26 protein-coding genes are annotated in these 26,075 nt (G+C 64.4%); 17 read left to right on the top strand and 9 right to left on the bottom strand.

Translation table 11 applies throughout. From position 1 onward, the window contains the following. Positions 1-128 precede the first annotated feature (128 nt). From pdxA to LB552_RS29855, 4 genes are all read left to right on the top strand, one after another. A complete protein-coding gene (gene pdxA, locus LB552_RS14115; RefSeq protein ID WP_224607109.1) occupies positions 129-1,184 on the top strand; it encodes a 4-hydroxythreonine-4-phosphate dehydrogenase PdxA in 1,056 nt (351 codons plus the stop codon). 7 nt (positions 1,185-1,191) lie between these two features. Further along, a complete protein-coding gene (gene rsmA / locus LB552_RS14120; protein ID WP_224607111.1) occupies positions 1,192-2,037 on the top strand; it encodes a 16S rRNA (adenine(1518)-N(6)/adenine(1519)-N(6))-dimethyltransferase RsmA in 846 nt (281 codons plus the stop codon). A gap of 68 nt (positions 2,038-2,105) precedes the next feature. Continuing rightward, positions 2,106-2,399, top strand: a complete 294-nt coding sequence (locus tag LB552_RS14125) for a DUF1330 domain-containing protein (RefSeq protein WP_224607113.1) — start codon at positions 2,106-2,108, stop codon at positions 2,397-2,399. A gap of 156 nt (positions 2,400-2,555) precedes the next feature. Then, entirely contained in the window at positions 2,556-2,768 is a 213-nt protein-coding gene (locus tag LB552_RS29855; RefSeq protein ID WP_411966029.1) for a hypothetical protein, read from the top strand. 103 nt (positions 2,769-2,871) lie between these two features. On the opposite strand, the gene gmk is transcribed toward LB552_RS29855, so the two are convergent. The 7 genes from gmk to fabD form a co-directional block, all read right to left on the bottom strand. Continuing rightward, complete coding sequence (gene gmk / locus LB552_RS14135; protein WP_095767013.1) at positions 2,872-3,546, bottom strand: guanylate kinase; 675 nt, start codon at positions 3,544-3,546, stop codon at positions 2,872-2,874. 4 nt (positions 3,547-3,550) lie between these two features. Beyond that, complete coding sequence (locus LB552_RS14140; protein WP_095767012.1) at positions 3,551-4,441, bottom strand: YicC/YloC family endoribonuclease; 891 nt, start codon at positions 4,439-4,441, stop codon at positions 3,551-3,553. Between the two features lie 247 nt (positions 4,442-4,688). Beyond that, positions 4,689-5,879, bottom strand: a complete 1,191-nt coding sequence (gene mltG / locus LB552_RS14145; RefSeq protein ID WP_224607116.1) for an endolytic transglycosylase MltG — start codon at positions 5,877-5,879, stop codon at positions 4,689-4,691. Positions 5,880-6,122: 243 nt separating this feature from the next. Further along, on the bottom strand, positions 6,123-7,385 hold the full coding sequence (fabF, locus tag LB552_RS14150) for a beta-ketoacyl-ACP synthase II (RefSeq protein WP_224605577.1): 1,263 nt from the start codon (positions 7,383-7,385) through the stop codon (positions 6,123-6,125). A gap of 34 nt (positions 7,386-7,419) precedes the next feature. After that, positions 7,420-7,656, bottom strand: coding sequence for an acyl carrier protein (locus tag LB552_RS14155; RefSeq protein WP_006203723.1), 237 nt, complete (start codon positions 7,654-7,656; stop codon positions 7,420-7,422). Positions 7,657-7,854: 198 nt separating this feature from the next. Next, positions 7,855-8,592, bottom strand: coding sequence for a 3-oxoacyl-[acyl-carrier-protein] reductase (gene fabG, locus LB552_RS14160; protein ID WP_140783695.1), 738 nt, complete (start codon positions 8,590-8,592; stop codon positions 7,855-7,857). A gap of 302 nt (positions 8,593-8,894) precedes the next feature. After that, positions 8,895-9,848, bottom strand: coding sequence for an ACP S-malonyltransferase (gene fabD, locus LB552_RS14165; protein WP_224607119.1), 954 nt, complete (start codon positions 9,846-9,848; stop codon positions 8,895-8,897). Positions 9,849-10,123: 275 nt separating this feature from the next. Between fabD and LB552_RS14170 the strand changes: the two genes are divergently transcribed. After that, a complete protein-coding gene (locus LB552_RS14170) occupies positions 10,124-12,049 on the top strand; it encodes an LTA synthase family protein (protein ID WP_224607121.1) in 1,926 nt (641 codons plus the stop codon). A 199-nt stretch (positions 12,050-12,248) separates the two neighbouring features. Here the strand turns inward: LB552_RS14170 and LB552_RS14175 are convergent, their stop codons facing one another. After that, on the bottom strand, positions 12,249-13,421 hold the full coding sequence (locus LB552_RS14175; RefSeq protein ID WP_224607124.1) for an NAD(P)/FAD-dependent oxidoreductase: 1,173 nt from the start codon (positions 13,419-13,421) through the stop codon (positions 12,249-12,251). After that, entirely contained in the window at positions 13,418-14,218 is an 801-nt protein-coding gene (locus LB552_RS14180; protein WP_224607127.1) for a class I SAM-dependent methyltransferase, read from the bottom strand. Before LB552_RS14180 ends, LB552_RS14175 begins: the two co-directional genes overlap by 4 nt. Here LB552_RS14180 and LB552_RS14185 point away from each other — a divergent pair. From LB552_RS14185 to LB552_RS14240, 12 genes are all read left to right on the top strand, one after another. Continuing rightward, on the top strand, positions 14,186-15,475 hold the full coding sequence (locus LB552_RS14185) for a type III polyketide synthase (protein WP_318012038.1): 1,290 nt from the start codon (positions 14,186-14,188) through the stop codon (positions 15,473-15,475). The genes LB552_RS14180 and LB552_RS14185 overlap by 33 nt on opposite strands. Next, positions 15,475-16,692: a sulfotransferase family protein gene (locus tag LB552_RS14190; protein ID WP_224607146.1), complete on the top strand. Its 1,218-nt coding sequence runs from the start codon at positions 15,475-15,477 to the stop codon at positions 16,690-16,692. The genes LB552_RS14185 and LB552_RS14190 overlap by 1 nt, the downstream gene beginning before the upstream one ends. Before the next feature lie 9 nt (positions 16,693-16,701). Beyond that, the gene (locus tag LB552_RS14195; protein ID WP_224607149.1) at positions 16,702-17,316 is read left to right on the top strand and encodes an ABC transporter substrate-binding protein; all 615 of its coding nucleotides are present in this window, start codon (positions 16,702-16,704) and stop codon (positions 17,314-17,316) included. 16 nt (positions 17,317-17,332) lie between these two features. Further along, positions 17,333-18,046 (top strand): ABC transporter ATP-binding protein, encoded by a 714-nt coding sequence (locus LB552_RS14200; RefSeq protein ID WP_224607152.1) that lies wholly within the window; start codon positions 17,333-17,335, stop codon positions 18,044-18,046. 3 nt (positions 18,047-18,049) lie between these two features. Next, entirely contained in the window at positions 18,050-19,171 is a 1,122-nt protein-coding gene (locus tag LB552_RS14205; RefSeq protein WP_224607155.1) for an ABC transporter permease, read from the top strand. Between the two features lie 347 nt (positions 19,172-19,518). Beyond that, entirely contained in the window at positions 19,519-20,004 is a 486-nt protein-coding gene (gene rpsF / locus LB552_RS14210; protein ID WP_224607158.1) for a 30S ribosomal protein S6, read from the top strand. Next, positions 20,004-20,252, top strand: coding sequence for a 30S ribosomal protein S18 (gene rpsR / locus LB552_RS14215; RefSeq protein ID WP_006203718.1), 249 nt, complete (start codon positions 20,004-20,006; stop codon positions 20,250-20,252). Before rpsF ends, rpsR begins: the two co-directional genes overlap by 1 nt. A gap of 217 nt (positions 20,253-20,469) precedes the next feature. Beyond that, positions 20,470-21,054 carry a 50S ribosomal protein L9 gene (gene rplI / locus LB552_RS14220; protein WP_095767000.1) on the top strand — a complete coding sequence of 195 codons (585 nt, stop codon included), beginning with the start codon at positions 20,470-20,472 and terminating at the stop codon, positions 21,052-21,054. 245 nt (positions 21,055-21,299) lie between these two features. Further along, on the top strand, positions 21,300-22,586 hold the full coding sequence (locus tag LB552_RS14225; RefSeq protein ID WP_224607192.1) for an SAM-dependent methyltransferase: 1,287 nt from the start codon (positions 21,300-21,302) through the stop codon (positions 22,584-22,586). 68 nt (positions 22,587-22,654) lie between these two features. Further along, the gene (locus LB552_RS14230) at positions 22,655-22,978 is read left to right on the top strand and encodes a YnfA family protein (RefSeq protein ID WP_224607207.1); all 324 of its coding nucleotides are present in this window, start codon (positions 22,655-22,657) and stop codon (positions 22,976-22,978) included. 1 nt (position 22,979) lies between these two features. Continuing rightward, positions 22,980-23,945 carry a small ribosomal subunit Rsm22 family protein gene (locus LB552_RS14235; protein ID WP_224607211.1) on the top strand — a complete coding sequence of 322 codons (966 nt, stop codon included), beginning with the start codon at positions 22,980-22,982 and terminating at the stop codon, positions 23,943-23,945. Positions 23,946-24,583: 638 nt separating this feature from the next. Next, positions 24,584-26,074: a replicative DNA helicase gene (locus LB552_RS14240; RefSeq protein WP_095766996.1), complete on the top strand. Its 1,491-nt coding sequence runs from the start codon at positions 24,584-24,586 to the stop codon at positions 26,072-26,074. Position 26,075 lies beyond the last annotated feature (1 nt).

Below are 26,075 nucleotides of genomic sequence, written 5' to 3' on the forward strand. Positions count from 1 at the left end.
AGCCGGATGATTTCAGGTCGAGTCGACCTGAAATCTGAATCCGGATCTAAATCAAAGAGATAGAGCATGATGTCGTCCGAAAACCGCTGCACACTTTTCGGCAGCATGCTCTGAGCGACAAGCGTGCGATGCCGCAGCCAGCCGACCGCATGAGCACGCAGAAGACCCACGCGCCGCTGGCGCTCAGTGTCGGCGATCCCTCGGGCATCGGGCCCGAGATCGCCATCGCCGCCTGGCAGGCTGGCGACAGCGCCGGTGTGCCACCCTTCTACCTGCTTGCCGACCCCGCTTTGATCGAAGCCCGCGCCCACCTGGTCGGCGCGAATGTGACGATCGCCGAGACCTTGCCCGGACAGGCGGCGCACCACTTTGCCCGGGCTCTGCCTGTCGTGCCGCTCGATGCGCGTCATTTCGACAGCCCAGGACAGCCGAACCCGGCCAACGCCGCCGGCACAATCGAAGCCATCGACCGCGCCGTCGCCGACTGTCTCGCCGGCCACGCCGCGGCGATAGTCACCTGCCCGATCGCCAAGAAGCCGCTTTATGATGCCGGATTTGGCTTTCCCGGCCACACCGAATATCTGGCGCATCTGGCCTCGCGCCACACCGGCAGGGACGTGACGCCGGTGATGTTGCTGGCGGGACCCGATCTGCGCACCGTTCCGGTGACCATCCACATCGCTTTGGCCGAAGTGCCGAAGCTGCTCACGACGGAGCTGATCGTCGCGACCGCGCGCATCACCGCCGCCGATCTCGAGAGCCGCTTCGGCATTGCGCGGCCGAAGCTTGCGATCGCCGGGCTCAACCCGCATGCCGGCGAAGGTGGCGCCATGGGCCTGGAGGATGCTGCGATCGTGACCCCGGCCGTCGAGATGCTCAAAGCGGAAGGGATCGACGCGATCGGACCGCTGCCGGCTGACACGATGTTTCACCCGCGCGCGCGCGCTTCCTATGACGCGGCGCTCTGCATGTATCACGACCAGGCGCTGATCCCGGCCAAGACCTTAGCCTTCGACGAGGCGGTGAACGTGACGCTGGGCCTGCCCTTTATCCGAACCTCGCCCGATCACGGCACCGCTTTCGACATTGCCGGCAAGGGTATCGCGCGCGCCGACAGCCTGATCGCCGCGCTAAGGCTGGCGCGCCGGCTGGCCGACAGCGGACGGCAGGCCACCGCCGCGTGAGGATCCATTGAGCGGGCGCACCACAATCGACGGGTTGCCGCCGTTGCGCGAGGTGATCGAGCGGCATGGCCTGCAGGCCAAGAAGGCGCTCGGGCAAAATTTTCTGCTCGACCTCAACCTGACAAGCAAGATCGCGCGCGCCGCCGGCGATCTCGGCGAGGCGACGGTGATCGAGGTCGGCCCAGGCCCGGGCGGACTGACGCGGGCGCTTCTCTTCAACGGTGCGCGGCGCGTGATCGCCATCGAGCGCGACGAGCGCTGCCTTGAAGCGCTGGCCGAGGTCTCCAGCCATTATCCCGGTCGCCTGGAGATCATTCCCGGCGATGCGTTGAAGACGGATTTTGCCGCGCTTGCCGGCGAGGCGAACGGCGGGCCGGTGAAGATCGTTGCCAACCTGCCCTACAATATCGGCACCGAGCTTCTGATCCGCTGGCTGACGGTGGCCGATTGGCCGCCCTTCTACCAATCGATGACGCTGATGTTCCAGCGCGAGGTGGCGGAGCGCATCACAGCGGTCCCGGACAGCGACGGCTATGGCCGGCTCGGCATCCTGGCCGGCTGGCGCACCGAGGCGAAGATCGCCTTCGACGTGCCGCCGCAGGCATTCACGCCGCCGCCGAAGGTCACCTCATCGGTGGTGCATCTGGTGCCGCGCTTGTCTCCCCTGCCCGTGGACGCCAGAAAGCTGGGCCGCGTCACCGAGGCCGCCTTCGGCCAGCGCCGCAAGATGCTCAGGCAAAGCGTGAAGAGCCTTGGCGGCGAGGCGTTGCTGACGCGGGCCGGCATTGACCCGACGCGGCGGGCCGAGACGCTCAGCGTGGAAGAGTTTGTCAGGCTGACCAACGCGGTTTGACCGCCAGCGTCACTGGAATCCAGACCCCGGCGCCATAGATAGGCAGGCGAAACAGCCGGAGTCTACAAATGCCTGCCTATGTCATTTCCGATGTCACTATCCGCGACGCGGAGGTGATGGAGATTTACCGAACCCGTGCCGCAGCCTCCATCGCACAGCATGGCGGACGCTACCTTGCGCGCGGCGGCGAGGTGGAGGCGCTGGAAGGCAATTGGAAGCCCGGACCGCTGATCGTCGTCGAATTTCCCGATATGGACAGCGCGCGGCGCTGGTATCGTTCAGCCGAATATGTGGCCGCACTTGAAGTGCGCGACACAGCGCTCAGCCGCAACCTCATTCTGGTCGACGGGATAAGATTGTGACGCAGTGAATTGCCCGAAAACGGCCGCGCATGATAATGTGACCTCATGAAAAACAGAGCTGCCGCCTCGCACCTGAGCAAAACCGGTCAATTCGTTTTGACCCGTGATACAGGCGAATAAATCAGTGCTGTCGAAGGCCTTAAACTGTCTCCACGCATGGGTGCCATCTTGAGGGAAAGCGACACCAAACGATTGAGCGGTGACGAACGTAGAGCGTTGATCGGGGAGCAAGCTCAGCACAGCAAAGCATACGACGTGTGGTTTCGTGCCAAGGTACAAGAAGCGCTCGACGACAGTCGCCCTGACGTTTCCGACGATCAAGCCAAAGCACATTTTACCGAGAGACGGGCGGTAGCGGGTCGCGAGTGATGATCGTCTAGTTCGCCTTTACGCTTCGCGGGCCGCAGGCCGGCGCTGCCCCTCATCCGACCCTTCGGGCCACCTTCCCCCCGTAAGCGGCGAGAAGGAAAGATCACCCCGTCTTCTCGTCCAACAGTCCCGAAATAAAATCGAACAGCCCTGGCCTCCTGTCGCGGCGAAGCCGCTCCGCCGTGACGATGGCGCGGACCTCGGCGAAGGCGCGGTCGAGATCGTCGTTGACGATGACGAAGTCGTATTCCTTCCAATGCTCGATCTCGAGGCGGGCGTTCTTCAGCCTGGTCTCGATGACCGATTCCTGGTCCTCGGCGCGGCGCTTCAGGCGCGCCTTCAATTCCTTCATCGACGGCGGCAGGATGAAGATCGAGACGATGTCGGCGCGCATCTTCTCCTTGAGCTGCTGGGCGCCCTGCCAGTCGATATCGAACAGCATGTCGCGGCCTTCGGCCAGCGCGATTTCGGCCGGCTCGCGCGGCGTCGCATAGCAATTGCCGTGCACTTCGGCCCATTCCAGCAGCGCATCGGAATCGCGCAGCCGCTCGAACTCGCGCATGGTGCGGAAGTGATAGTGGACGCCTTCGATCTCCGAGCCGCGGCGCGGCCTTGTCGTGACGGAGACCGAAAGCTCGAGACTTCCATCGCTTTCCAGCAAATTGCGCGCGATCGTCGACTTGCCGGCGCCCGACGGCGACGACAGCACCAGCATCAATCCGCGGCGGCGGATGCGGGACCCCAGATCCCTGGCGGCCGTCGGCTCCTTGGCAACCATCCCGTCACTCCAGATTCTGGACCTGCTCGCGAAACTGGTCGACCACCGCCTTGAGCTCCAGCCCGATCGCGGTGACCGCGGCGGCATTCGACTTGGAGCATAAGGTATTCGATTCGCGATTGAATTCCTGTGCCAGAAAATCGAGCTTGCGGCCAACGGCGGCGCCGCTTTTGAGCAGCGCGCGCGCCGAAGCGACATGCGTCTTCAGCCTGTCGATCTCTTCGCGGATGTCGGCCTTGCTGGCGAGAAAGGCCGCTTCTTGATGCAGCCGGATGGCGTCGAGATTGGCCGAAGCATCCGTCAAGAGGCGCACCTGCTCGGCGATACGCTCGCGGATTGCCGCGGGCTCGCGCGACGGGTCGGCCTCGGCCTTCAGCGTCAGCGCCTCGATGATGTCGACGTGGCCGGCAAGAAGCGCGCCCAGCGCCGCGCCCTCGCTGCGGCGCGCCTGCTCCAGCCCGGCGAGCGCCATCTCGAGCGCAGACAGAATCGCGGCGTCGAGAGTAGCCCGCTCCTCCTCCGTCTCCACGGCTTCGGGAATGTCGAGCACACCGCGCAGGGAGAGCAGGCCGTCGGCTGTGGCGGGCTCGGTGCCGAACTGCTCTTGCAAACGCCTGGCCAGCCCTGCCAGGTCCTTGAGGAACGCCTCGTTGACCACCGGCTGGATTTGCCTTGCGGCGGCTCGGCCGACGGTCAACGTCGCCTGGAAATTGCCGCGCGCGAAACGCTTCTGAACGGTCTGCCGGACGGCCGTCTCCAGCCGGTCGAAACCCTGCGGCAATCTCAGCCTCACCTCGGCGCTCTTGCCGTTCACCGATTTCACCTCCCAGGCTATCGAGGTGCCCTCGCTTTCAGCGGCGCACCGCGCAAAACCGGTCATGCTTTGCAGGCTCATTGCCCTGTCGTCCCCCTGTCGCAGCCAAGGCATGCGTTGCCCAGCGCTGCGCGCCCAAAAATCGCCGGACGATCGGCCGGCGTCCCCTCAAAACATGAATATGGCCTCGCGTCAAAGGACGCGTTCTTCTGCGTGGTGCATGTCGTTTCCCAAAACCGCTGGCGCACTTTTGGGCGACATGCAGTGAGTTTCGATGCATGTCGTCTTCCCAAAACCGCTGCGCGCTTTTGGGCGACATGCATTGCGCCTATTGCGCGTCGTCGCCGCCGGCGTCGCCATTCTCGCCATTGGCCCCGGCGTCGCTGCTGTCGGCGTTGCCATCGGGGGCTGCCGGCGCCGTCGTCTGGCCCGAGGCCTTGGCGGCGGCATCAGCCTGCTTCTTCTGCAGCGCCCGGTAACGGGCGACGTTCTGGTTGTGCTCTTCCAGCGTCGCTGCAAAGACATGGCCGCCATTGCCGTCAGCGACGAAATAGAGGTCGTCGGTCTTGGACGGATTGGCGACCGCTTCAAGCGCCGCTCGGCCCGGATTGGCGATTGGCGTCGGCGGCAGGCCCTTGATCATATAGGTGTTGTAGGGCGTCTGCTTGTCGAGGTCGGACTGGTAGATCGGCCGGTCCGCCGGCTTTCCCTTGCCGCCGAACAGGCCGTAGATGATGGTCGGGTCGGACTGCAGTCGCATGCCCTTAGCCAGGCGGTTGAGGAACACCGCGGCGACGCGGGAGCGCTCGTCGCTCCTGCCCGTTTCCTTCTCGACGATCGAGGCGAGCGTGACGAAGTCGTCGATGTTGGCGATCGGCAGGTCGGCCGCGCGATGCGACCAGACATCCTCGACCAGCTTCTTCTGGTCGGCAACGAGCTTGTCGACCATTTGCTGCCTGGTGGCGCCGCGGGTGAAGCGCAGCGTGTCGGTGGCGATGGTACCTTCCGGCGGCAAGGTCGGCGGCATATCGCCGGTGAGCGCCTCCTGATCGGCGACGCGCTGCAGCGCCTGCTCGACCGTCAGCCCTTCGGGAATGGTAAGCGAGTACATCACCGACTTGCCGCTCTTGAAGAGCTCCATGATGTCGCGCATCGAGGCGCGCGGCTTGATGGCGTATTCGCCGGCCTTGAGCGCCGATTCATTGCCCGTGGCGCGCACGCCGAGCCGGAAGATGCGGGCATCGCTGATCAGGCTGCGGCGTTCCAGCTGGTCGGCGATCTCCTGCACGCCGGTGTTCGGCTTGATCATGAAGGTGTCGCCATTGGCGGACGGGCCGGGCTCGACGAAAGCCTGCATGCCGAAATAGAGCGCCGCACCTGAGGCGAGCACCGCAAGGATAACCATGGAGAGAAAGAAATTCAGGAACACGACGAACTGGCTGCGCGAGGCGCGCGAGCGCTTCGACGGCGGCGGCGTGCCGGCTTCCGGGCGCAACGCCTCGGCCGCGGTCTTCGGCATGATCGGCACCTTTGTGCCCTGCCGTGCGAAATCCCCGTCGCCGCCCGGATTTGTGCTCCCAGGATTTGTGCTCATGGCGCGCCCTACCGTCTGATCTTGCAACGAATCCCCTAGCTACAAACTAGGGGAGAATTTGGCAAAAATGACGGCAGGTGGCGGGACTGCCGGCTGGTTGTCTTTTTCTGAGCAATCCCGGGGCGGAAAGCGCTGAGCACTCCTGCCTGGATTGCTCCGGTTGGCCTTTCAGCCATTGTAGCGCTGGAACACGAGCGAGGCGTTGGTGCCGCCGAAGCCGAAGGAATTCGACAACGCGACATCGATCTGGCGCTGGCGCGGCTTGTTCGGCACGAGATCGATCGCCGTCTCGCGTTCCGGATTGTCGAGATTGATTGTGGCGGGCGCAACGTTGTCGCGGATGGCGAGGATCGAGAAAATCGCTTCCGCGGCACCCGCGGCGCCCAGCAGATGGCCGATCGACGACTTGGTCGACGACATCGAGATCTTCGAGGCGGCATTGCCGACCAGCCGCTCGACCGCGCCGAGCTCGATCGTGTCGGCCATGGTCGAGGTGCCGTGCGCGTTGATGTAGTCGACGTCGGCCGGCGAGAGTTTCGCCCGGTTCAGCGCCGCCGTCATGCAGCGGAAGGCGCCATCGCCATCTTCGGCCGGCGCGGTGATATGGTGGGCATCGCCGGTCAGGCCATAGCCGGTGACCTCGGCATAAATCTTGGCACCGCGGGCCTTAGCGTGCTCCAGCTCTTCCAGGACGACGACGCCCGCGCCCTCGCCCATGACGAAGCCGTCGCGGTCGCGATCATAAGGACGCGACGCTGTTTCGGGGCTGTCATTGCGCTCGGTGGACAGCGCCCGGCAGGCCGCGAAGCCGGCAATCGACAGCCGGGTGACCGGCGCCTCGGCGCCGCCGGCCAGCATCACATCGGCATCGCCCCACATGATCAGCCGGGCGGCGTCGCCAATGGCGTGCGCGCCGGTCGAGCAGGCAGTGACTACCGCATGGTTCGGGCCCTTCAGGCCGTGGCGGATGGAAACCTGGCCCGAGACCAGATTGATGATCTGTCCGGGGATGAAGAAGGGGCTGATGCGGCGCGGGCCGCGTTCCTTCAGGATCATCGCGTTCTCGGCGATGCCGTCGATGCCGCCGATGCCAGAGCCGATCAGAACGCCGGTGGCGCACTGGTCCTCATGTGTCTCAGGCTTCCAGCCGGAATCGGCCAGCGCCTCGTCGGCGGCCGCGATGCCGTAGAGGATGAACTCGCCGATCTTGCGCAGTTCCTTCGGCTCGAGCACAGCCTCCGGATTGAAGGTGCCGTTCGAGCCGTCGCCGCGCGGAATGATGTGGGCGATCTTGCAGGCAAGATCGTCCACCTCGAATTCGGTGACACGCCGGCAGGCGCTGCGGCCGGAGAGCAATTCCCGCCAGCTATGCTCGACGCCCATGCCGAACGGCGAAAGCAGGCCAAGGCCCGTGACGACGACACGCCTCATCGCAGGTCCTCCCCGGTTATGCCTGCGAAAGAACTCAGGCCGAGGCCTTGTCGATATACTTGACGGCGTCGCCGACAGTGAGGATGGTCTCGGCCGCATCGTCCGGAATCTCGACGCCGAACTCTTCTTCGAATGCCATGACGAGTTCAACCGTGTCGAGGCTGTCCGCGCCCAGATCGTCGATGAAGCTCGCCTGCTCCGTCACCTTGTCGGCATCGACGCCGAGATGCTCGATGACGATCTTCTTGACGCGCTCTGCGGTGTCACTCATTTGGGGCAATCCTCGTCTTAGGTTGTCTATCTTCGTTAGCGGGCGGAATGCCGCTAATCAAGCTGAAAGATGGTCTTGCGGGCAACGCAACGCCACAGGACCGGTTTTTGCCCGAACCGCCGGGTTGCGGGCCGCATTACACGAAAAATGACGGGCGTCCAAGCCGAAATGGCTGTTTTCACAGGCGCCCGCCCTGCCTCAGATCATTGCCATGCCGCCGTTGACGTGAATGGTCTGGCCGGTGACATAGGCCGCCTCATTGGAGGCGAGATAAGCGACGGCGGACGCCACTTCAACGCTGGTGCCCATGCGCCGGGTCGGGATCGCGGCCATGATCGTCTCTTTCTGCTTGTCGTTGAGCTTGTCGGTCATGGCCGATTCGATGAAGCCCGGGGCGACGCAGTTGACGGTGATGTTGCGGGTGGCGATCTCCTGCGCCAGCGACTTGGAAAAGCCGATCATGCCCGCCTTGGAGGCGCAGTAATTGGTCTGGCCGGGATTGCCGGTGACGCCGACCACCGAGGTGATGTTGATGATGCGGCCATGGCGGCGGCGCATCATCGGATGCGTCAGCTCGCGGGTCAGCCGGAACACCGCGGTGAGGTTGACCTCGATCACGCTGTCCCAGTCCGCGTCCGACATGCGCACGAACAGGCCGTCCTTGGTGATGCCGGCATTGTTGACCAGGATGTCGACGCCCTCGAGATCGGCCTCCGCTTTCTGGCCGAGCGCCTTGACCGCGTCGCGGTTCGTCAGGTCCGCCGGAAACAGTTTTACGCGGTCGCCCAATTCGCCCGCCAAGGCTTCCAGCTTCTCCACACGGGTGCCATGCAGGCCGACGATCGCGCCCTGGCTGTGCAGCACCCTGGCGATCGCCTCGCCGATGCCTCCCGATGCGCCGGTGACGAGCGCCTTGCGGCCGGTCAGTTCGAACATATCTTCAACCTCATTTTTCCAGACGGCTGCAAGCAGTCGCGTTCCGTATACGTCATATCGTCCAAGTCACGCTAGACAAGCGTCGGACATTGGCGAAGGCCTCCTTCCCGTCGTCATCCACGGGCGGAGCGGGAGCGAAGCGGACGCGTAGACCCGAGGATCCATGCCGTGACATTGGCCGAAGGATGCAACGGAGCAGAATTCTGCACCGCGGCGGCACTTCCAAGTCACGGCATGGATTCTAGGGTCTGCGCTGCGTCGCTTCGCTCCTTGCTCCGCCCTAGAATGACGAAAACGGGGCCTCACCCCAAAGCCGCCAGCGCGGCCTCGACTTCCGCCGCCGTGCCCACCGCGCCGGTGGCGATGTCGCGGTTGATGCGGCGCGCCAGGCCCGACAACACCTTGCCTGCGCCGACTTCGTAGAGGCTCGCAACGCCGTTGGCGCCAAACCATTCCACTGTCTCTCGCCAGCGCACGCGGGCGACCACCTGCTCGACCAGGCGGCGGGCGATCTCATCGGGGTCGCTGGTCGGGGTTACGGTGACGTTCGAGACGATCGGCACCACCGGCGCGGATTTCGCGACACCGGCCAGCGCCTCGCGCATTATATCGGCGGCAGGCGTCATCAGCGCCGAATGAAAGGGCGCGGAAACCTGCAGCATCAGCGCCCGCTTGGCGCCTTTTTCGGTGCACAGCCTCGCCGCCAGCTCGACCGCCGGCCTGGCGCCGGAGATCACCAGCTGGCCGCCGCCATTGTCGTTGGCGACCTGGCAGACGGAGCCGTTACCGACCTCGCGAGCTGCCTCGGCGCAAGCGGCCTCGACGTCGGCCTGTTCCAGCCCGATGATCGCGGCCATGGCGCCCTCGCCGGGCGGCACCGCCGCCTGCATGGCGTTGCCGCGGGTCCGAAGCAGCCGCGCCGCATCGCCGACCGAAACGAAGCCTGCCGCGGCAAGCGCGGAATATTCACCAAGCGAATGGCCGGCGACATAAGCCACCTTGTCCTTCAAAGAGAAGCCGCGCGCTTCGAGCGCCCGCATCGCCGCCAGCGACACCGCCATCAGCGCCGGCTGGGCATTGGCGGTCAGCGTCAGCCTCTCTTCCGGCCCTTCCCAGATGAGTTTCGACAGTTTTTCGCCGAGCGCTGCGTCCACTTCCTCGAAGACGCGGCGTGCTTCGGGGAATGCATCGGCGAGGTCCTTCCCCATGCCGACGGCCTGGCTGCCCTGTCCCGGAAAGGTGAATGCGACGGCCATTTGAGGTCTCTCCAGAGGCTGGTTTTGTCTGCCTCTGGCGCAAGGCGGACAGCCAAGTCAAGCCCGCAGGCGTCTCTTCGGCCTGCATTTCGGTCGGAAACCTGGCTGACTGCCTGTTCCAAAAGGCCTTTTACTTGATCACACCTGATGAAAACCGCTCACGTTTAGTTTGCTGGCTCTTCTTATTTCCGCCACAGGCGCTAGCTTTGCGTGACATTTCGATGACAGTGGCGTGACGCGAGTGGAAGACGCGTGACAAGGGCCGGGGAAGCAAAGTGGCAAGGATCAGGAAAGGCGCGGCCAAACCCGCGCCGCAATTTTTGGAAGACGATCCGTCCACCGGCTATCTGCCGGGACGAGCCTGGCCGACCGTACGCTACGGCCTGTCGACGCTTCTTGCCTCAGCCCTGCTTGTATTCGCGATCGAGCTGATCGTACGCGGCGATTTCTTCGGCACGGTCGATTTCTTCATGCAGCCCTTCAAGCCCGGCTGGACCACCATCGTCGTCTTCGCCCTGGTGCTGCTCGGGCTGGACGCCATACTCGGCCGAAGCCACCAGAGCCTGATGATCGTGGCGCCGCTGACGCTGGCGCTGGCCTTTGTCGGCCACCAGAAATCGCGTTACCTCGGCGACCCGCTCTATCCCACGGATTTCCTGTTCGCCCGCCAGATCATGGCGCTGATGCCGCTCCTGGTGCGCGAACGGCCATGGACGGCCGTCATGCTGGCGGTCGGCATCGTCGGCGGTCTGACGCTGCTCTTCTACGGCTGGCGGACCTGGCGCCGGCGAGTGCCCATCCTCAGCCGCAAGGGCCGCCTGGCGCGGCTGGCGCTTGCCGTGCCGCTGCTCGCCTTCTTCGTCTCGATCATGGACTACGCCACCTTCTCGTGGACGCGCGACCGGCTGCAGATCATCCCGATCATGTGGGACCAGAAGGAGAACTACGCCTCCAACGGCTTTGCGCTGGCCTTCGCGATGAACGTGCCGATGGCGCATGTCGCGGCGCCGCCCGGCTATTCCGAGAAGACGATGTCCGCGATCCAGCGCCCCGACGTCGCCGCTTCCATGCCGGACGAGAAGCCGGATATCGTGGTGGTGATGAGCGAATCCTTCTGGGATCCGACGCACCTGCCCGGCGTCACCATCAAGCCCGACCCGATCCCGACGGTCAGGGCGTTGCGCTCCGGCTCGATGTTCTCGCCCGAGTTCGGCGGCATGACCGCCAATATCGAGTTCGAGGCGCTGACCGGCTTTTCCAACGCCTTCCTGCCGGCCGGCTCGATCCCCTATCAGCAATATGTGCGCACCCCGACCCCGTCGCTGGCGACCTTCCTGAAGAGCCAGGGTTATCGGGCGCGCGCCATCCATCCCGGCACCAACTGGTTCTGGAACCGCGGCGCCGTCTATGCCGATTTCGGCTTCAACGACTTCCGCTCCGAAGAGACGCTGCCGCCGATGGAAAAGCGCGGGCCGCTGGCTTCCGACGCGGCGATGACCGACGAGATCATCCGCGAGGCCGACACCAGCGACGATCCGGTGTTCCTGTTCGCCGTCAGCCTGCAGAACCACGGTCCTTACGAGCCCTACCGCTACTACAACCCGACGCATTCGATCGACGCGCCGATCAGTTCCTGGGCGCGGGAATCGCTGCTTTCCTATGCCGAGGGGTCGGCCGACGCCGACCGCGGCCTGCAGCGCCTGATCGACTGGGCGAAGGCCCGCCAGCGGCCGACCATCATTGCCTTCTTCGGCGACCATCTGCCGCCGCTCGGACCCGTCTATGTCGAGACCGGCTTCCTCAAGGACAATGTCGCGCCGCGCAAGGAGCCGGCGGTCGCCGCGCTCGAACACCACGATACGCCTTTGGTCATCTGGTCGAACCGCTCCGGTCCGGTCGAGAACATCGGCTCGGTGAGCCCGGCCTTCCTGCCCTATCATATCCTGACCACGGCAGGCATCAGCCACCCCTATTACACCGGCTTCCTCGGCGCGCTGCGTGAACACTACCGGGTGGTCGACCGCAACCTGCTCCTGTCGCCCGTGGGCGAAGCAACGCCGGATTGGGCGAGGCAGAAGCAGATCGATCCGAAGATCAACGATTTCCGGCTCATCCAATACGACATGATGTTCGGCAAGCGGCTCTCGGCGCCCGACTTCTTTCCCGAGACGGTGAACAGGCTGGTTGCGCATACAAGCTGAGCTGAGCGGCGGTCACAACCGATCGCGGCTATCCCGGTCCTTGGCGGGAAAGTTTCGATGCCGGGCCTTGGAAAGGTTTTGTCGCTGCGATTTAGAGCAATTCCAGGAAAAGTGTGAGCGGTTTTCCGTCCGGAATTGCGTAAAAAACAAAAAGATAGGGCGTTTCGCCGTTTCCGTGAAACGGTGAAAGCGCTAGACGTCAAAAGCCTGGAACGGGCTGGACCTTTCCACTCAGCCGAGCGCCAAGCGTCAAAGCGGCCGGAAAATTCTTGATCACGGCGCGCATGGCCGACGCGCCACCTGGCCCAAGCGCTATTTTGGCAATCAAGGCCGCGGCACGCAGACGGGTCGAGAATTGCCGACGCCATTCGCGTTCGTAGCGATGCCCGGCGGCGTCGCGGTCCTCGCGACGTTTGCCCGATGCGATCAGTTCTCGCGCAAGCAGCCAGCCCGATTGCAGCGCCATCGAAATCCCTTCGGCGATGACAGGATGCGACTCGCCCGCGATGTTGCCGACACGGAAGATGCCCTGATCGTAACCGGCCCGGATGCCCGGATGAATCGGTCCCGCAGCCAGCCATGGGCCATCCAATTCGGCACCTGCCAGCGCAGTTCGCACGCCTCGGCACGAGGCCAGGACGTGGCGCGACACCGCATCCGCCGCCGCAATATTCCCAAAGCGCCGGCGCAGCCCGGATAGAACATCGCGGCGGATACAGCAGGAGATTGAAACCCGGCCATGATCCGCAGTTACCATCCCGCCATAGCCGCCTGGGAATACCAGCAGCGGCATCAGATCGGGCGCCAGCGCGGCGCCGGTAAAATGCGCCTTGAAGCCGAAAAGGTCGGAGGGTTGGCTCGTTCTTTCAAGCTGGCTCGGAAGTTTCCCGGCTTCCCAGGATCCGTGCGCGGCAATGATGACGGGTGTGCTGAGCAGCTTCTGTTGCTGGTCAGATTCCACAGTCAGAAATTGCAAGTCATCGCGCCGGCAGATGGCGACTGCCTTGCAAGGCTGGAGGATCTCGACACCCGCACGTTCGGCAGCCTGCAGCAGGATGGTGTCCAGACGATCGCGGCCGAGCGCGCGGCCGAGACCCATCTTGGCGCTCGGCATTCGCGCCTGCGCCGAGACATCGCCCGAAAAGAACCCGACGCGCCTTATCTCGGGGCCGGCTTCCGCGCGCCAGCTCTCGCCGACGCCCAGCTGATCGAGCAAGGCAAGGCTGGTGCCCGACATGAATTCGCCGCAGACCTTGCGGCGAGGAAATACCACCTTCTCCACCATTGCCACCGACCAACCATGTTGGGCGAGTGCAATGGCGGTGGAACTTCCGGCAGGACCGGCACCGATGACAATTGCGTCGTGCATCATTTCGTGTCGAGCGTGCTCGCGCCGACAAAACCTTGCGTAAACAGGCCTCTGCGGCGCTCCATCACGGGCGTTCCACCTGACAGTTGCCACAATTGTGAAAGTTCCGTGCCGCGAAAACCGGCGCGCACACTTTGCGCTGCATCATTCAGCGTCACCGCGCAGGCGCCGATCAATCGCAGGAACCGTGTCGCCACAAGCGGCACCTTGGCTCTCAACGGCTCCGTGGCGACGAGCATCGGGGCCATCGTCATCATCCGAGAAAACAGCTCCTGCAGGCGCATGTCGTCGAAGTGGTGGAGGATAAGGTTGGCGCAAACAAGGTCGAAGGGCCTGTCCTGGGTCCAATCGAACAGATCCGCAGTCACGGGCTGCGCCCGCCAGCCCAATTCAGCGAAAGAGCTGCGCAAGTCCTCGCCTATCAAGCCGATCCTGTCGACCATGACGATCTCGACGTCGGGCCAATGGCGCGCCATCAGCCGCGCCACCGCCAGCATGAACTTTCCGTCGCCGGCGCCTATTTCGAGGATGCGCAGCGGCGGCTTTTGCACGTTTTGCCGCATCAGCGATGCCATGATCCTGGCCTGGAACATCAATGCATTGATGCGAACGAGATCGCGACGGGATGCAATCGCACGGGGATCGTCAGCCGGGAGGCCGTCAAGGAGTTCTGGCTCCAGATGCCGGACGTCTATGTCGGTCATGCGATGGATCGGAAATCTAGCTTCAGCCGACAATCCGGCAAATAGAATTCGGGTCGTATCTTCATGGCCGCGCGCTGCTGGTCGCGGAACCCGCATTTGAACCCAACCCGGATAGCGAAGAAAGTCGGTCCCTTCATGCGAGATCGGAGGCTGATATCACAGTTTGCTAATGAGAAATATCGGCACCGCGCAATAAAATGCTCTATGCAGGCGTTTACCTTAGGAACGCTTCTCCAATTCGCAGACCTTATGAGCCCGATTGCGCTCATGCTCGGAGCTATTTTGTCCCCTCAAGCGTATCTGAACGGCATTGCCACTTGTGTCCCCGAACATGACGTGCATCGGTTCTTCCTCGGCTATGGAGCCTCGCTGCTTGAAAACGACGCGCAGCGCCTTGCGCTCTTCGAGCGAATGGTCGCTCTGGCCGGGATCGAACATCGTTATTCCTGCTTTGCGCCTGCCGACGATCCGCGCGGCGGGGCAATCGACCGCGACGGCACCTCGGTCAGAGGCTCGTTCGCCAGCACCGCAATGCGTATGCGGATGTACGAAGCCGCCGCACCGGAGCTCGCGCAAAGGGCCGTCGACAGACTTCTGGCCAACGACGACCGCTCGCTGATCACGCATTTGATCGTGACGAGCTGCACCGGCTTTTCGGCGCCCGGCATCGACCTCGAGCTGGTGCAGCGATGCGGCCTGTCGACGTCGGTCGAGCGCACCATCATCGGCTTCATGGGATGCTATGCCGCCATCAACGCCTTGAAGCTGTCGCGCCACATCGTGCGATCGGATCCGAAGGCCCGCGTGCTGATCGTCAACATCGAATTGTGCACGCTGCATTTCAAGGAAGCCACGGAGCTCGAAAAGCTGATCTCGTTCTGTCTATGGGGCGACGGTTGCGCGGCCTCGCTGGTGACAGCCGAGCCGCACGGCATCCTGCTCGAAAGCTTCCACGCGATCGTGGCGGCGGAACGCAAGGAGCTGATGAGCTGGAATATCCGCGACGACGGCTTTGACATGGTGCTGTCCGGGCAGGTTCCCGGTGCCGTCCGTGAGACGCTGCGCAACGAGCATCCGGCCATCCTCGGCGGCAGGCCCGCCAAGGAGATCGATTTGTGGGCGGTCCATCCCGGCGGCCGCTCGGTGCTCGACGCGGTCGAGCGGGCACTCGAACTGAAGCCGGCCGCGCTCGCCGCATCGCGCGAAGTGCTCCGGCAATACGGCAACATGTCGTCGGCCACCGTAATGTTCGCGATGGCCGAAATGCTGAAGGAGCCGTCGGGCTTGCTCGGCTGCGGCATGGCGTTCGGGCCGGGATTGACCACCGAGACCATGATGTTCCGGACTGCCTGATGAAGTCGAACGCCATGCGGCACCGCGTCCGTGCTTTCGCAGCCCGTTGGCTGGTGCCCTACCTGCCGTATCCGCACTTCATGTGTGTGGCACCTCTTGACGCCGTGTTGCGGGTCCTATGGCGTGCGGAAGGCCGGCTGCCTCCCGTTTATTGGCCACGCCTGATGCTCCTGTTCCTGATTTCGGGCATCAACACGATCGCCTCCCTGCCGGAGCGCGTGATCCTTGGGGCATGGCTGCGGCTGCGACCTCCCCGGATGGAACCGGATAACGCGCCTGTGTTCGTTCTTGGCTACTTCCGCTCCGGGACGACTTTTTTGCAGAACCTGCTGTCGGCGGACCCGGACCTGAGATCGCCGGGCTGGCCGCAGGTCCTGGCGCCTCAGACATTCGTCCTTGGCTGGGCCCTGCTGCGCTATCTTTTCGTGCCCTTGCTGCCGTTGACGCGCCTCGACGCGGTCGTGCCGGTTGGCGCCAGGCTGCCGGCGGAGGACGACTTCGCATTGAACAATCTGGGTGGAATGTCGATCCTGGCGGGACGCGCCGTGCTTCCCCGCCGGCAAACCTTCTTCAATCGATATCAGGATCTCGACTCGCTTTCGGCGCAAGAGCTGAACCGCTGGCGCTCACATCAGCTCGCTTTCGTCCAGAAGCTCACGCTCGTTGCCGGAGGGCGGCGACTTCTGCTCAAGTCGCCGAGCCACACGGCGCGCGTCCGTCACCTTTTGGAGCTGTTCCCTGGCGCCAAGTTTGTCCACATCTCGCGTTCGCCGGAAGCGGTGTTCCGGTCCAACCTTGTTCTGACGCGCGAGTTGCAGCGTGCGTTCGCCCTGCAGCCGCCGCTGCCCGAGCACGAGCAGGAAGAGATCATCGCCAGCGAATATCTCGCGACGGAAATGCACTATCTGGCTGATAGAACCCGGATTCCAGCCGCCGACCTCGCCGAGGTGAGGCTACAGGATCTGATTGCCGATCCGACGGGCGAGATGAAGCGGATCTACCGCGAACTGGGCCTGCCATTCTCCCAAGGCTGCGAGGAGCGCATGCTGCAAGTCGCCGCGACGTTCGGCAAACAGCCGCGCAACCGCCATCCCGACCTGACGGAAGGGCAGAAAGCGCGCCTAGCCCGCCTCGAACCGCTCGCTTCCAATTTCGGGCATGTGCCTGCGCTGCCTCCCGGGACGGTCAATATTGACAGCCAACCGCGCATTGGATGACATGGCATCATGACGGCAGGCCTATTGTCATACGCAAGCTGGGCAGGTTTGGCCCGGCTGTTGCTCGTCCCTCTGTTGCTCAGCATCTGCGCCCCGCCGATCTCGGCGGTTGCCGACGAGCAAGGCGATGCGATCAAGCTGGTTGAGACCGTGCGCCAGGCGGCGCTCGTGCTCGGGCGCGGCGGGCCCGCCGAGGCGCAGCTCCGCTCGATCTCAGCGGCCTTCGACGGAAAGGGAATTGCCCAGGCCGTGCTCGGGACGCGTTGGCGCAGCGCGAGCGCCGACGACCGCGCCGCGGTGGTCGATGCGCTTCTTTATGCCATCGCACACGGGCTGGCCGACAAGCTGGAACGGACGCAGGACAAGACTTTCACCGTGCTCGGCACAAAGGCCCTGGCCAACGGCGACATACTGGTGCGCAGCGAATTCCGCCGGCAGCTCCGCGGCCCGACGTCCGTGGACTGGCGTGTCCGCCGCTGCCGCGGGCAACTGTGTATCGGCGATGTCCTTGTCGACGGCGGGTCGGTGACCGTGCGGCAGCGGGACCGCATCGGCCAGATCCTCGCCGGCAATGGCGGGTCGATCCCCGCGCTTGTCGTCGATCTCAGGAAAGGCCGGGTATGACTCCTCGCCGGCGCTCATGTCCCTCCTCGTCGAATTGAGCAATGTCGGCCGCGATTTTGACGGCGGCCGCATCGTCGCCGTCGACGACGTGTCGCTCGCGATCGGGAATGACGAGACCGTCGCGATTGTCGGACGCAGCGGCAGCGGCAAATCGACGATCCTGAACCTGGTCTGCGGGCTTGACCGGCCGACCCGCGGCGAAGTTCGGTTCGAAGGGCGGGCCGTCAATGGAAGCGCTGCGTGGGCAGCGGTCCGAGCCAGCAGGATCGGCATCGTCTTCCAGAATTTCTGCCTGCTCCCCTCTTTGTCGGCGCGCGAGAACATCGAGGTGGCCCTGCTGGGAAACCTCGGCGGAGCGCAGCAGCGTCGCGCTCGCGCGCTGGAACTTCTGGCGCATTTCGGTCTTGCCGATCGCGCTATGCTGCAGCCGGCCGAGCTTTCCGGCGGCGAGCGCCAGCGCCTTGCAATTGCGCGGGCGCTGGCCAACCGTCCGAAGCTTCTTCTTGCCGACGAGCCGACAGGAAGCCTCGACGTGCAGACAAGCCAATCCGTCATGGACATCATCGGCAATGCGCATCGCGAGTTCGGGACCGCAGTGATCGTGGTGACCCATGACGAGGACGTGGCCGCATTGTGCGGACGGCGGGTCGAGATCTCGGATGGCCGCATCCGCTCGGACAGCCGGGCGGCGGCAATCTCAGCGCCCGCACCGGTATCGGGGATCGGCTAGCCCATGACGGAGCTGACCCTGCCCTTGCGCGGTCTCATCGCACGTCCGCTGCGCACTTTGCTCACGGTGCTCGGCATCGCCTTGGCGGTCGCCGGCTTCGTGGCGCTTACCGGCCTGACCGCCGGCGTCCAGCGCTCATTTGCGTCGGGAATTGATGAGAACGGCGCGGATCTGGTGGTTAGCCAGCGCAGCACTTTCAATTTGGTGAGCAGCACCGTGCCCAGAGCGCTCGGCCCGGCGCTTTCGGCGGTGCCGAATGTCGACGCGGTGTCGGGCGTTCTCCTCAACATCACCACCGCCGACGAGGACGCCAATATCGTCATGGCCGGCTGGCCAAGCGGCAGCTTCCTGTGGAAAGACGTGCCGCTCGTGGCGGGGCGGCTCCCTGTGCCGGGGGACCAGTGGCCGGTGATCCTTGGCCAATCGATCGCCGGCGCATTGGGCAAGCGGGTCGGCGATACCGTCGAGCTGCAGTTCCAGCCCTATCGGATCGTCGGCATCGCGTCGTTCTCGTCCATGCTGAACCAGAACAGCGCCATCGTTCCGCTCGAGGGGCTGCAGCAGCTCCTGTCGCGGGAGGACGCCTTTACCTTGTTCGAGGTAAGACTGAAGCGCCCGCTCGACGCCGACGGCATCGCCGCTGCCCGAACCCGGCTCGTTGCAGCCGCGCCGGGATTCGTGGTCGTCGACACCGAGCAGTTCGCCAACAGCATCCGCATCTTCGATCTGCTTCGGGCGATCGCCCGCACGATTTCGCTGGTCGTCATGGCGATGGCCTCGGTTGCGGTCGCCAACACGCTGCTGATGGCCGTGAACGAACGGACGTTCGAGATTGGTGTTCTGGCGGCGCTTGGCTGGGCGCCGCGGCGGATTCTTCGGCTCATCCTCATCGAAGGCGTCTTCATGAGCGCAGCCGGCGGCGTTATCGGCATCGTTCTCGGCGCCCTGACCATGGAAGCGGCGGCGAAGACAAGGGTCGCGGCGGGGCTGATCGTGCCCTATCTGTCAGGCTGGTCGATCGCCCAGGCGCTGATCTTCGTCTTCATCGCCGGTCCGCTCGGCGCACTCTACCCGGCTTGGCGCGCCACGCGCCTTCTCCCCGCTGAAGCGCTCCGCAGGATCTGACTTGCCGTGTCGGCCGGGCAGCGCTCCGGTGCCAGCAAAAGCATCGATCTGTCGTGTAAACGAAACGGCCGGTTCGCAGGTCCGCGCAGGCCGGGACTTGCCTTCCTGGCGAATTGCTATATAGACCTGCGCAATCTGCCGGTCCTTGCTGGGGGCTGAACGGAGGGCCGTGGCCTTTTCGAAGGTCGCGACACGAAGCCGGAAGGGCTTCCAGCCTCCCGTGTCTCCGCTCTCGACCGTCTCGTGATGCTCCTTTCTTCCCCGCTCTTTCGCGATCGGGTCAGACAAGTTGCAGAGGCTTAGCCGCGAGGGCCGGTGAGAGAAACGAAGAAAGGCACTTAAACATAATGGCTCTTTACGAACATGTGTTTCTTGCCCGGCAGGACCTGTCGCAGCAGCAGGTTGATGCGCTTGTCGAACAGTACAAGGGCGTCATCACGGCGAATGGCGGCTCGGTCGGCCGGATCGAGAACTGGGGACTGAAGTCCCTCACCTACCGGGTCAAGAAGAACCGGAAGGCTTACTACACGCTGATGGACATCACCTGCCCGCCGGCCGCGCTCAACGAAATGGAGCGCCAGATGGGCCTGTCGGAAGACGTCCTTCGCTTCCTCACCATCAAGGTGGAAGCGCATGAGGAAGGCGCCTCGGCGATGATGCAGAAGCGCGAAGAGCGCTCCGAGCGCGGCGGCTTCGGCGACCGCGATCGTGGCGATCGCGGCCCACGTTCCTTCGGCGATCGTGACCGCGGCCCGCGTTCGTTCGGCGACCGTGACGGCGGCGACCGTGGTCCGCGCCGTCCGCGCGAAGGCGTTGAAGGAGGTGCAGAATAATGGTCGACATCAACCAGATCCCGACCCGGCGTCCGTTCCATCGCCGCCGCAAGACCTGCCCGTTCTCCGGCGCCAATGCTCCGAAGATCGACTACAAGGACGTGCGTCTCCTGCAGCGCTACATTTCCGAGCGCGGCAAGATCGTGCCCTCGCGCATCACCGCCGTCAGCCAGAAGAAGCAGCGCGAGCTCGCCAAGGCGATCAAGCGCGCCCGCTTCCTCGGCCTGCTGCCCTACGTGGTTCGCTGAGGCCTGAAACTTCGATGCGGGCGCTTGGCGCCCGCATCCCCACCTACGGCGACGGGCGCCGAGGTTTAAGTCAAATCCCGAGTTGGGGCCGGATGGCCTCTAACTGCCAGGACAGGCAGGACAGCGACAAGAGCGGCGAGCGCCGCAAAGAGCTTCCTGACCTGTTCCAGATCATTGCGCCAGCCTTCCGGCCGGCGCCAACCGAAGGAACGAAACCATGGAAGTCATTCTCCTCGAGCGCATTTCCCGCCTCGGCCAGATGGGCGAGACCGTCAAGGTCAAGGACGGGTTCGCCCGCAATTTCCTGCTGCCGCAGGGCAAGGCGCTGCGCGCCAACGAAGCCAACAAGAAGAAGTTCGAGGGCCAGCGCGCCCAGCTCGAAGCCCGCAACCTGGAGCGTAAGTCGGAGGCCGCGCAGGTCGCCGAGAAGCTCGACGGCAAGAGCTTCATCGTGGTGCGCTCGGCCGGCGAGACCGGTCAGCTCTACGGCTCAGTGTCGACCCGCGACATCGCCGATCTGCTGATCGCCGAAGGCTTCACCGTCAACCGCAACCAGGTCGAGCTCAACCAGCCGATCAAGACCATCGGCCTCTCCAACGTGGCGATTGCGCTGCACCCGGAAGTCGAGGTCACCGTGACGCTCAACGTCGCCCGTTCGGCCGACGAGGCGGAGCGCCAGGCCAAGGGCGAGACGCTGACCACCGCCGAAGCCATCTATGGCGAGGACATCAACGACAACGCCCGGCCGGAGAATTTCTTCGACCCGAACGCCGAATTCGAAGGCGGCGAAGAGAACGCCTGATCTCTGGGCCTGATTTGGCACATCCTCCGAAGCGTCGCTTCGGCTCGCAGACGTCCAGGATTTCTGGACCAACGCCCGGGTCTTCGACCCGGGCTTTTTTGTGCCAAAAGGAACTTTTCGACACCCCATATCTTGTGCACATTACAGCGTGGCGCGTCGATTGGACGCGGGCGAGGCGCCGTGGCATTTTCGATCTGGCATTCCAGTCCGATTACCGGGTGATCCGACTGAGGGGACATTTGGTCATGAATATCCTGTTGAAACACGTTCTCGAACGCCTGGTGCGCGCCGGCGACCTCAAGGTGACCGGACCGAAGGGCGCGACGCACAAGTTCGGCGACGGCAGCGGCGAGCCGGTGCATATCCACATCAAGACCACGCATGCCGAGCGCGCCATCACCTTCGATCCGATGCTGGCGGTGCCCGAAGCCTATATGGACGGCGAGCTCGACGTGATCGAGGGCGGCGTTCTCGGCCTGATGCGCATCGCGTTCCAGAACATGGGATCGAGCGGCATCGACGTAACCTGGTCGAAGGCGATCGAGGGGCTGCGCCACGCCTTCCGCAGGCTGCAGCAGATCAACACCGCCGCGCGCTCGCGCCGCAACGTCGAACGCCACTACGATCTCTCGGGCGAGCTCTACAAGCTCTTCCTCGACGAGGACATGCAGTATTCCTGCGCCTATTTCGAACAGCCCGACATGACGCTCGACGAGGCGCAGCTTGCCAAGAAGCGCCACATCGCCGCCAAGCTGAGGCTCAAGGCCGGCCAGACGGTGCTCGACATCGGCTCCGGCTGGGGCGGGCTGGGCCTCTATCTCGCCAAGGTCTTCGACGTCGACGTGCAGGGCGTCACCCTCTCCACCGAACAGCATGGCGTCGCCACCGACCGCGCGCATGCGCAGGGCCTGCAGGACCGCGTGCATTTCGAACTCAAGGATTATCGCCACATCAACGAACGTTTCGACCGCATCGTCTCGGTCGGCATGTTCGAGCATGTCGGCGTCAACCACTACCGCACCTTCTTCGACAAGGCCGCGACGCTGCTCAAGCCCGACGGCGTGATGCTGCTCCATACCATCGGCCGTTCCGGCGTGCCGTGGGCGACCAGCGCCTTCGTCCGCAAATACATTTTCCCTGGCGGCTACATCCCGGCGATGTCGGAGGTGATGCCGGCGATCGAGAAGTCGGGCCTCGTCGTCACCGATATCGAAATCCTGCGGCTGCATTACGCCGATACGCTCAAGCATTGGGGTGAGCGCTTCGCCGCCAACCGCGACAAGGCGAAAGCGATCTATGACGAGCGCTTCTGCCGCATGTGGGAGTTCTATCTCGCCGCTTCCGAGGCCGCCTTCCGCTGGCAGGACCTGGTGATCTTCCAGTTCCAGATCGCCAAGAAGAACGACACGCTGCCGATGACGCGCGACTACATGGCCAAATGCGAGAAGGCGCTGGAGCTGCGCGATATCGGCCACCAGGAGCCGACGGCGCAGGCGCCCTCCAAGCCGACCCGCCGCAAGAAGGTGGGGTAGCCGCGCAATGCCGCTTGCCATTGCGGCCTGACGCCACGAAAAAGGTCTCGTTCGCGAGACCTTTTTTCATGACCTACCTCATCTACACCGCAGCCGCTCTTGCCGAGATCGCCGGCTGCTTTTCATTCTGGGCGTGGTGGCGGCTGGAGAAGTCGGCGCTCTGGCTTCTCCCCGGCCTCGTCTCGCTGGCGCTGTTTGCCTTGCTGCTGTCGCTGGTCGGCACGGATGCGGCGGGCCGCGCCTACGCCACCTATGGCGGCATCTACATCGCCGCCTCGCTCGGCTGGCTGTGGCTGGTCGAGGGCGTGCGTCCCGACCGCTGGGATCTGGCCGGCGGTGCGCTCTGCATCGTCGGCGCCTCGGTCATCCTGCTCGCTCCAAGGGGAGCCTGAGATGGAACTGCCCGCCCCGCTCCGGCAAGGCGTCGACAGCCTCTTGGAGAAGGTACCATTGCCGGCGCTGAGGCAGGCGGCGCGGACGCTCTCGGAGCGCTACCGCGCCGAGCTGCGCGACGGCCGCCTGCATATGGGCGAGGACATGGCCGTCAAGGCCTATCTGGCGACGCGGCTGCCCGCCACCTATGCCGCCGTGCGCGCCAGCCTCGATGCCTTGATCGAGGCTCGCCCCGACTTCCGGCCGGCGAGCCTGCTCGATGTCGGCGCTGGACCTGGCACCATGCTTTGGGCCACGACCGACGCTTGGCCTGAGCTGGAACGGGCGGTGCTGGTCGAGGCAAGCGCTGCCGTGCGCAAGGTCGGCCAGGCGCTCGCGGAAGGGGCGATCACGGCCCGCGCCGACTGGATCGCCGGCGATGCGACCATCGATCTCGACGGCATCACGTCCGCCGACCTCGTCAGCGCCGCCTATGTGCTGGACGAGATCGTGCCTTTATCGCTGCCGAGGCTCATCGACGGCCTCTGGCGGCTCACGGCCGACACGCTGCTCATCGTCGAGCCCGGCACGCCCGCCGGCTGGCAGCGCATCCTCGCCGCGCGCCGGCAACTGATTGCGGCCGGCGCGCATGTTTCGGCGCCCTGTCCGCACGCGGCGCCCTGCCCGCTTGCGCCGCCCGACTGGTGCCATTTCGCGCGCCGCGTCGCCCGTTCGCGCCTGCATCGCCTGGTCAAGGAGGCCGAGGTGCCATGGGAGGACGAGAAGTTCATCTACTTGGCCGCCTCCCGGCAGCCGGCGCCCGCGCATCTGGCACGGGTGATCGCGCCACCAAAGGGCGGCTCCGGCAAGGTGGTGCTGAAACTCTGCCAACCGGACGGCAGCGCCGGCGAGCGCCTGCTCAGCAAGCGCGACGGCGCCGTCTTCAAGGTGGCGCGGCGGGCCGACTGGGGCGACACGCTGGACTGAGGGAGCGTAGGCCGATGACATCGGGAGAAGACGTATCGTCGATGCCCGTCGCTACTTTGGCGATCAGCCGACGCGCACGAACTTCGTCATCCACGGGCGGAGCGACGCGAAGCGGCGCGCGCAGACCCGAGGATCCATTCCGTGACGTTGCGCGAAGAATGAAGGCGGCGCAGAACGGAGCTCGTTCTGGCTCGCCGCGACGCTCACAGGTCACGGAATGGATCCTCGGGTCTGCGCGCGTCGCTTCGCTCCTTGCTCCGCCCGTGGATGACGACTTCACCAACGTTTCGGCTAATCTCGAAGGTGAACGCCCAAAAGAAGCAACTCGCTACTTTGGCGATCAGCCGAGGACGTCCGCGATTCTCTGCGCGAGCGGATGCGGCTGGTCGGTTGTGAGCGAGCGTCGGACGACAATCGGTCGCCCAAAATGTTCTTGCTTCGTTCCATAATTGCAAATAAGAATCGCCGCTTGCCGAGTCAACTGGAATCAGGCCCCCGGAATACTGTCCTGTGGATGGTTTGCCGATCCTGTGAACATTGGGGCGTCAAGCTGGTTGGACCGAGGGTGTTGCAGAAAGGTCAGCATCGAATCTTCCCGTTCTGATATCGAGGACAGCGGGATCGAAACCGGGGATATCATGGCAGAGGCGGCACTGAAATTCGGCGCGGCGGAAACGCCGCTCTATCGCGAAGCACCGAACAACATCGAGGCCGAGCAGGCGCTGCTCGGCGCCATCCTCGTCAACAACGACGCCTTCTATCGTGTCTCCGATTTCTTAAAGCCGGCGCATTTCTACGAGCCGCTGCACCGCCGCATCTTCGAGATCGCGGCCGAGCTCATCCGCATGGGCAAGATTGCGACGCCGATCACGCTCAAGACCTTCCTGCCGGCCGACGAGAAGGTCGGCGACATGACGGTGGCGCAATATGTCGTGCGCCTCGCCGTCGAGGCCGTCACCGTCGTCAACGCCACCGACTATGGCCGCGCCATCTACGACCTTGCGACGCGCCGCGCGCTGATCACCGTCGGCGAGGACATGGTCAACATCGCCTATGACGCGCCGGTCGACATGTCGCCCTCCGACCAAATCGAGGATGCCGAACGGCGGCTGTTCGAGCTTGCCGAAACGGGCCGCTATGACGGCGGCTTCGAGAGCTTCAACGATGCGGTCAAGACCGCCGTCGACATGGCCAACGCCGCCTATATGCGTGACGGCCACCTGTCGGGCATCGCCACCGGCTTGCGCGACCTCGATCGCCGCATGGGCGGCCTGCAGCCCTCCGACTTGATCGTGCTCGCGGGGCGCCCGGGCATGGGCAAGACCTCCTTGGCCACCAACATCGCCTTCAACATCGCCGAGGCTTACGTTCCGGCGCAGCAGGCCGATGGCAGCTTCAAGGCCGCCAACGGCGGCGTCGTCGGCTTCTTCTCGCTCGAAATGTCGTCGGAGCAGCTCGCCACCCGCATCATCTCCGAGCAGACCGAGATCTCGTCCTCGAAGATCCGCCGCGGCGAGATCACCGAGATGGATTTCGAAAAACTGGTCGCCTGCTCGCAGACGATGCAGAAGATCCCGCTGTTCATCGACCAGACCGGCGGTATCTCGATCGCGCAGCTTTCCGCCCGCGCGCGGCGTCTGAAGCGCCAGCGCGGCCTCGACCTCATCGTCATCGACTATATCCAGCTGATGCAGGGCTCCTCCGCGCGCGCCTCGCAGAACCGCGTGCAGGAAATCACCGAGATCACCACGGGCCTGAAGGCTCTGGCCAAGGAGCTCGGCGTGCCGATCATCGCGCTGTCGCAGCTGTCGCGTCAGGTCGAAAGCCGCGACGACAAGCGCCCGCAGCTCTCGGACCTGCGCGAATCCGGCTCGATCGAGCAGGACGCCGACGTGGTGCTGTTCGTCTATCGCGAGGAATATTACCTCAAGAACCGCGAGCCGAAGCTCGGCACCGAGGAATACATCAAGTGGGAAAACGAGATGAATGAAGCGCGCGGCAAGGCCGAGTGCATCATCGCCAAGCAGCGCCACGGGCCGACCGGCACCGTCAGCCTGGCCTTCCACGGCGAATTCACGCGGTTCTCGGATCTGGCGGAAGAGCATCATCTGCCGGAGAGGTTCGAGTAGC

Origin of the sequence: Mesorhizobium sp. CA7 (assembly GCF_020165015.1) — a bacterium.
Classification (GTDB): Bacteria; Pseudomonadota; Alphaproteobacteria; order Rhizobiales; family Rhizobiaceae; genus Mesorhizobium.

Excerpts from the sequence above, each read along its gene's own strand:
- pdxA (WP_224607109.1), top strand. The coding sequence starts at position 129 with ATGCCGCAGCCAGCCGACCGCATGAGCACGCAGAAGACCCACGCGCCG.
- LB552_RS14125 (WP_224607113.1), top strand. The coding sequence starts at position 2,106 with ATGCCTGCCTATGTCATTTCCGATGTCACTATCCGCGACGCGGAGGTG.
- LB552_RS29855 (WP_411966029.1), top strand. The coding sequence starts at position 2,556 with ATGGGTGCCATCTTGAGGGAAAGCGACACCAAACGATTGAGCGGTGAC.
- gmk (WP_095767013.1), bottom strand. The coding sequence starts at position 3,546 with ATGGTTGCCAAGGAGCCGACGGCCGCCAGGGATCTGGGGTCCCGCATC.
- LB552_RS14140 (WP_095767012.1), bottom strand. The coding sequence starts at position 4,441 with ATGAGCCTGCAAAGCATGACCGGTTTTGCGCGGTGCGCCGCTGAAAGC.
- mltG (WP_224607116.1), bottom strand. The coding sequence starts at position 5,879 with ATGCCGAAGACCGCGGCCGAGGCGTTGCGCCCGGAAGCCGGCACGCCG.
- fabF (WP_224605577.1), bottom strand. The coding sequence starts at position 7,385 with ATGAGGCGTGTCGTCGTCACGGGCCTTGGCCTGCTTTCGCCGTTCGGC.
- LB552_RS14155 (WP_006203723.1), bottom strand. The coding sequence starts at position 7,656 with ATGAGTGACACCGCAGAGCGCGTCAAGAAGATCGTCATCGAGCATCTC.
- fabG (WP_140783695.1), bottom strand. The coding sequence starts at position 8,592 with ATGTTCGAACTGACCGGCCGCAAGGCGCTCGTCACCGGCGCATCGGGA.
- fabD (WP_224607119.1), bottom strand. The coding sequence starts at position 9,848 with ATGGCCGTCGCATTCACCTTTCCGGGACAGGGCAGCCAGGCCGTCGGC.
- LB552_RS14175 (WP_224607124.1), bottom strand. The coding sequence starts at position 13,421 with ATGATGCACGACGCAATTGTCATCGGTGCCGGTCCTGCCGGAAGTTCC.
- LB552_RS14185 (WP_318012038.1), top strand. The coding sequence starts at position 14,186 with ATGGCCGCGCGCTGCTGGTCGCGGAACCCGCATTTGAACCCAACCCGG.
- LB552_RS14180 (WP_224607127.1), bottom strand. The coding sequence starts at position 14,218 with ATGCGGGTTCCGCGACCAGCAGCGCGCGGCCATGAAGATACGACCCGA.
- LB552_RS14190 (WP_224607146.1), top strand. The coding sequence starts at position 15,475 with ATGAAGTCGAACGCCATGCGGCACCGCGTCCGTGCTTTCGCAGCCCGT.
- LB552_RS14195 (WP_224607149.1), top strand. The coding sequence starts at position 16,702 with ATGACGGCAGGCCTATTGTCATACGCAAGCTGGGCAGGTTTGGCCCGG.
- LB552_RS14200 (WP_224607152.1), top strand. The coding sequence starts at position 17,333 with ATGTCCCTCCTCGTCGAATTGAGCAATGTCGGCCGCGATTTTGACGGC.
- LB552_RS14205 (WP_224607155.1), top strand. The coding sequence starts at position 18,050 with ATGACGGAGCTGACCCTGCCCTTGCGCGGTCTCATCGCACGTCCGCTG.
- rpsF (WP_224607158.1), top strand. The coding sequence starts at position 19,519 with ATGGCTCTTTACGAACATGTGTTTCTTGCCCGGCAGGACCTGTCGCAG.
- rpsR (WP_006203718.1), top strand. The coding sequence starts at position 20,004 with ATGGTCGACATCAACCAGATCCCGACCCGGCGTCCGTTCCATCGCCGC.
- rplI (WP_095767000.1), top strand. The coding sequence starts at position 20,470 with ATGGAAGTCATTCTCCTCGAGCGCATTTCCCGCCTCGGCCAGATGGGC.
- LB552_RS14225 (WP_224607192.1), top strand. The coding sequence starts at position 21,300 with ATGAATATCCTGTTGAAACACGTTCTCGAACGCCTGGTGCGCGCCGGC.
- LB552_RS14230 (WP_224607207.1), top strand. The coding sequence starts at position 22,655 with ATGACCTACCTCATCTACACCGCAGCCGCTCTTGCCGAGATCGCCGGC.
- LB552_RS14235 (WP_224607211.1), top strand. The coding sequence starts at position 22,980 with ATGGAACTGCCCGCCCCGCTCCGGCAAGGCGTCGACAGCCTCTTGGAG.
- LB552_RS14240 (WP_095766996.1), top strand. The coding sequence starts at position 24,584 with ATGGCAGAGGCGGCACTGAAATTCGGCGCGGCGGAAACGCCGCTCTAT.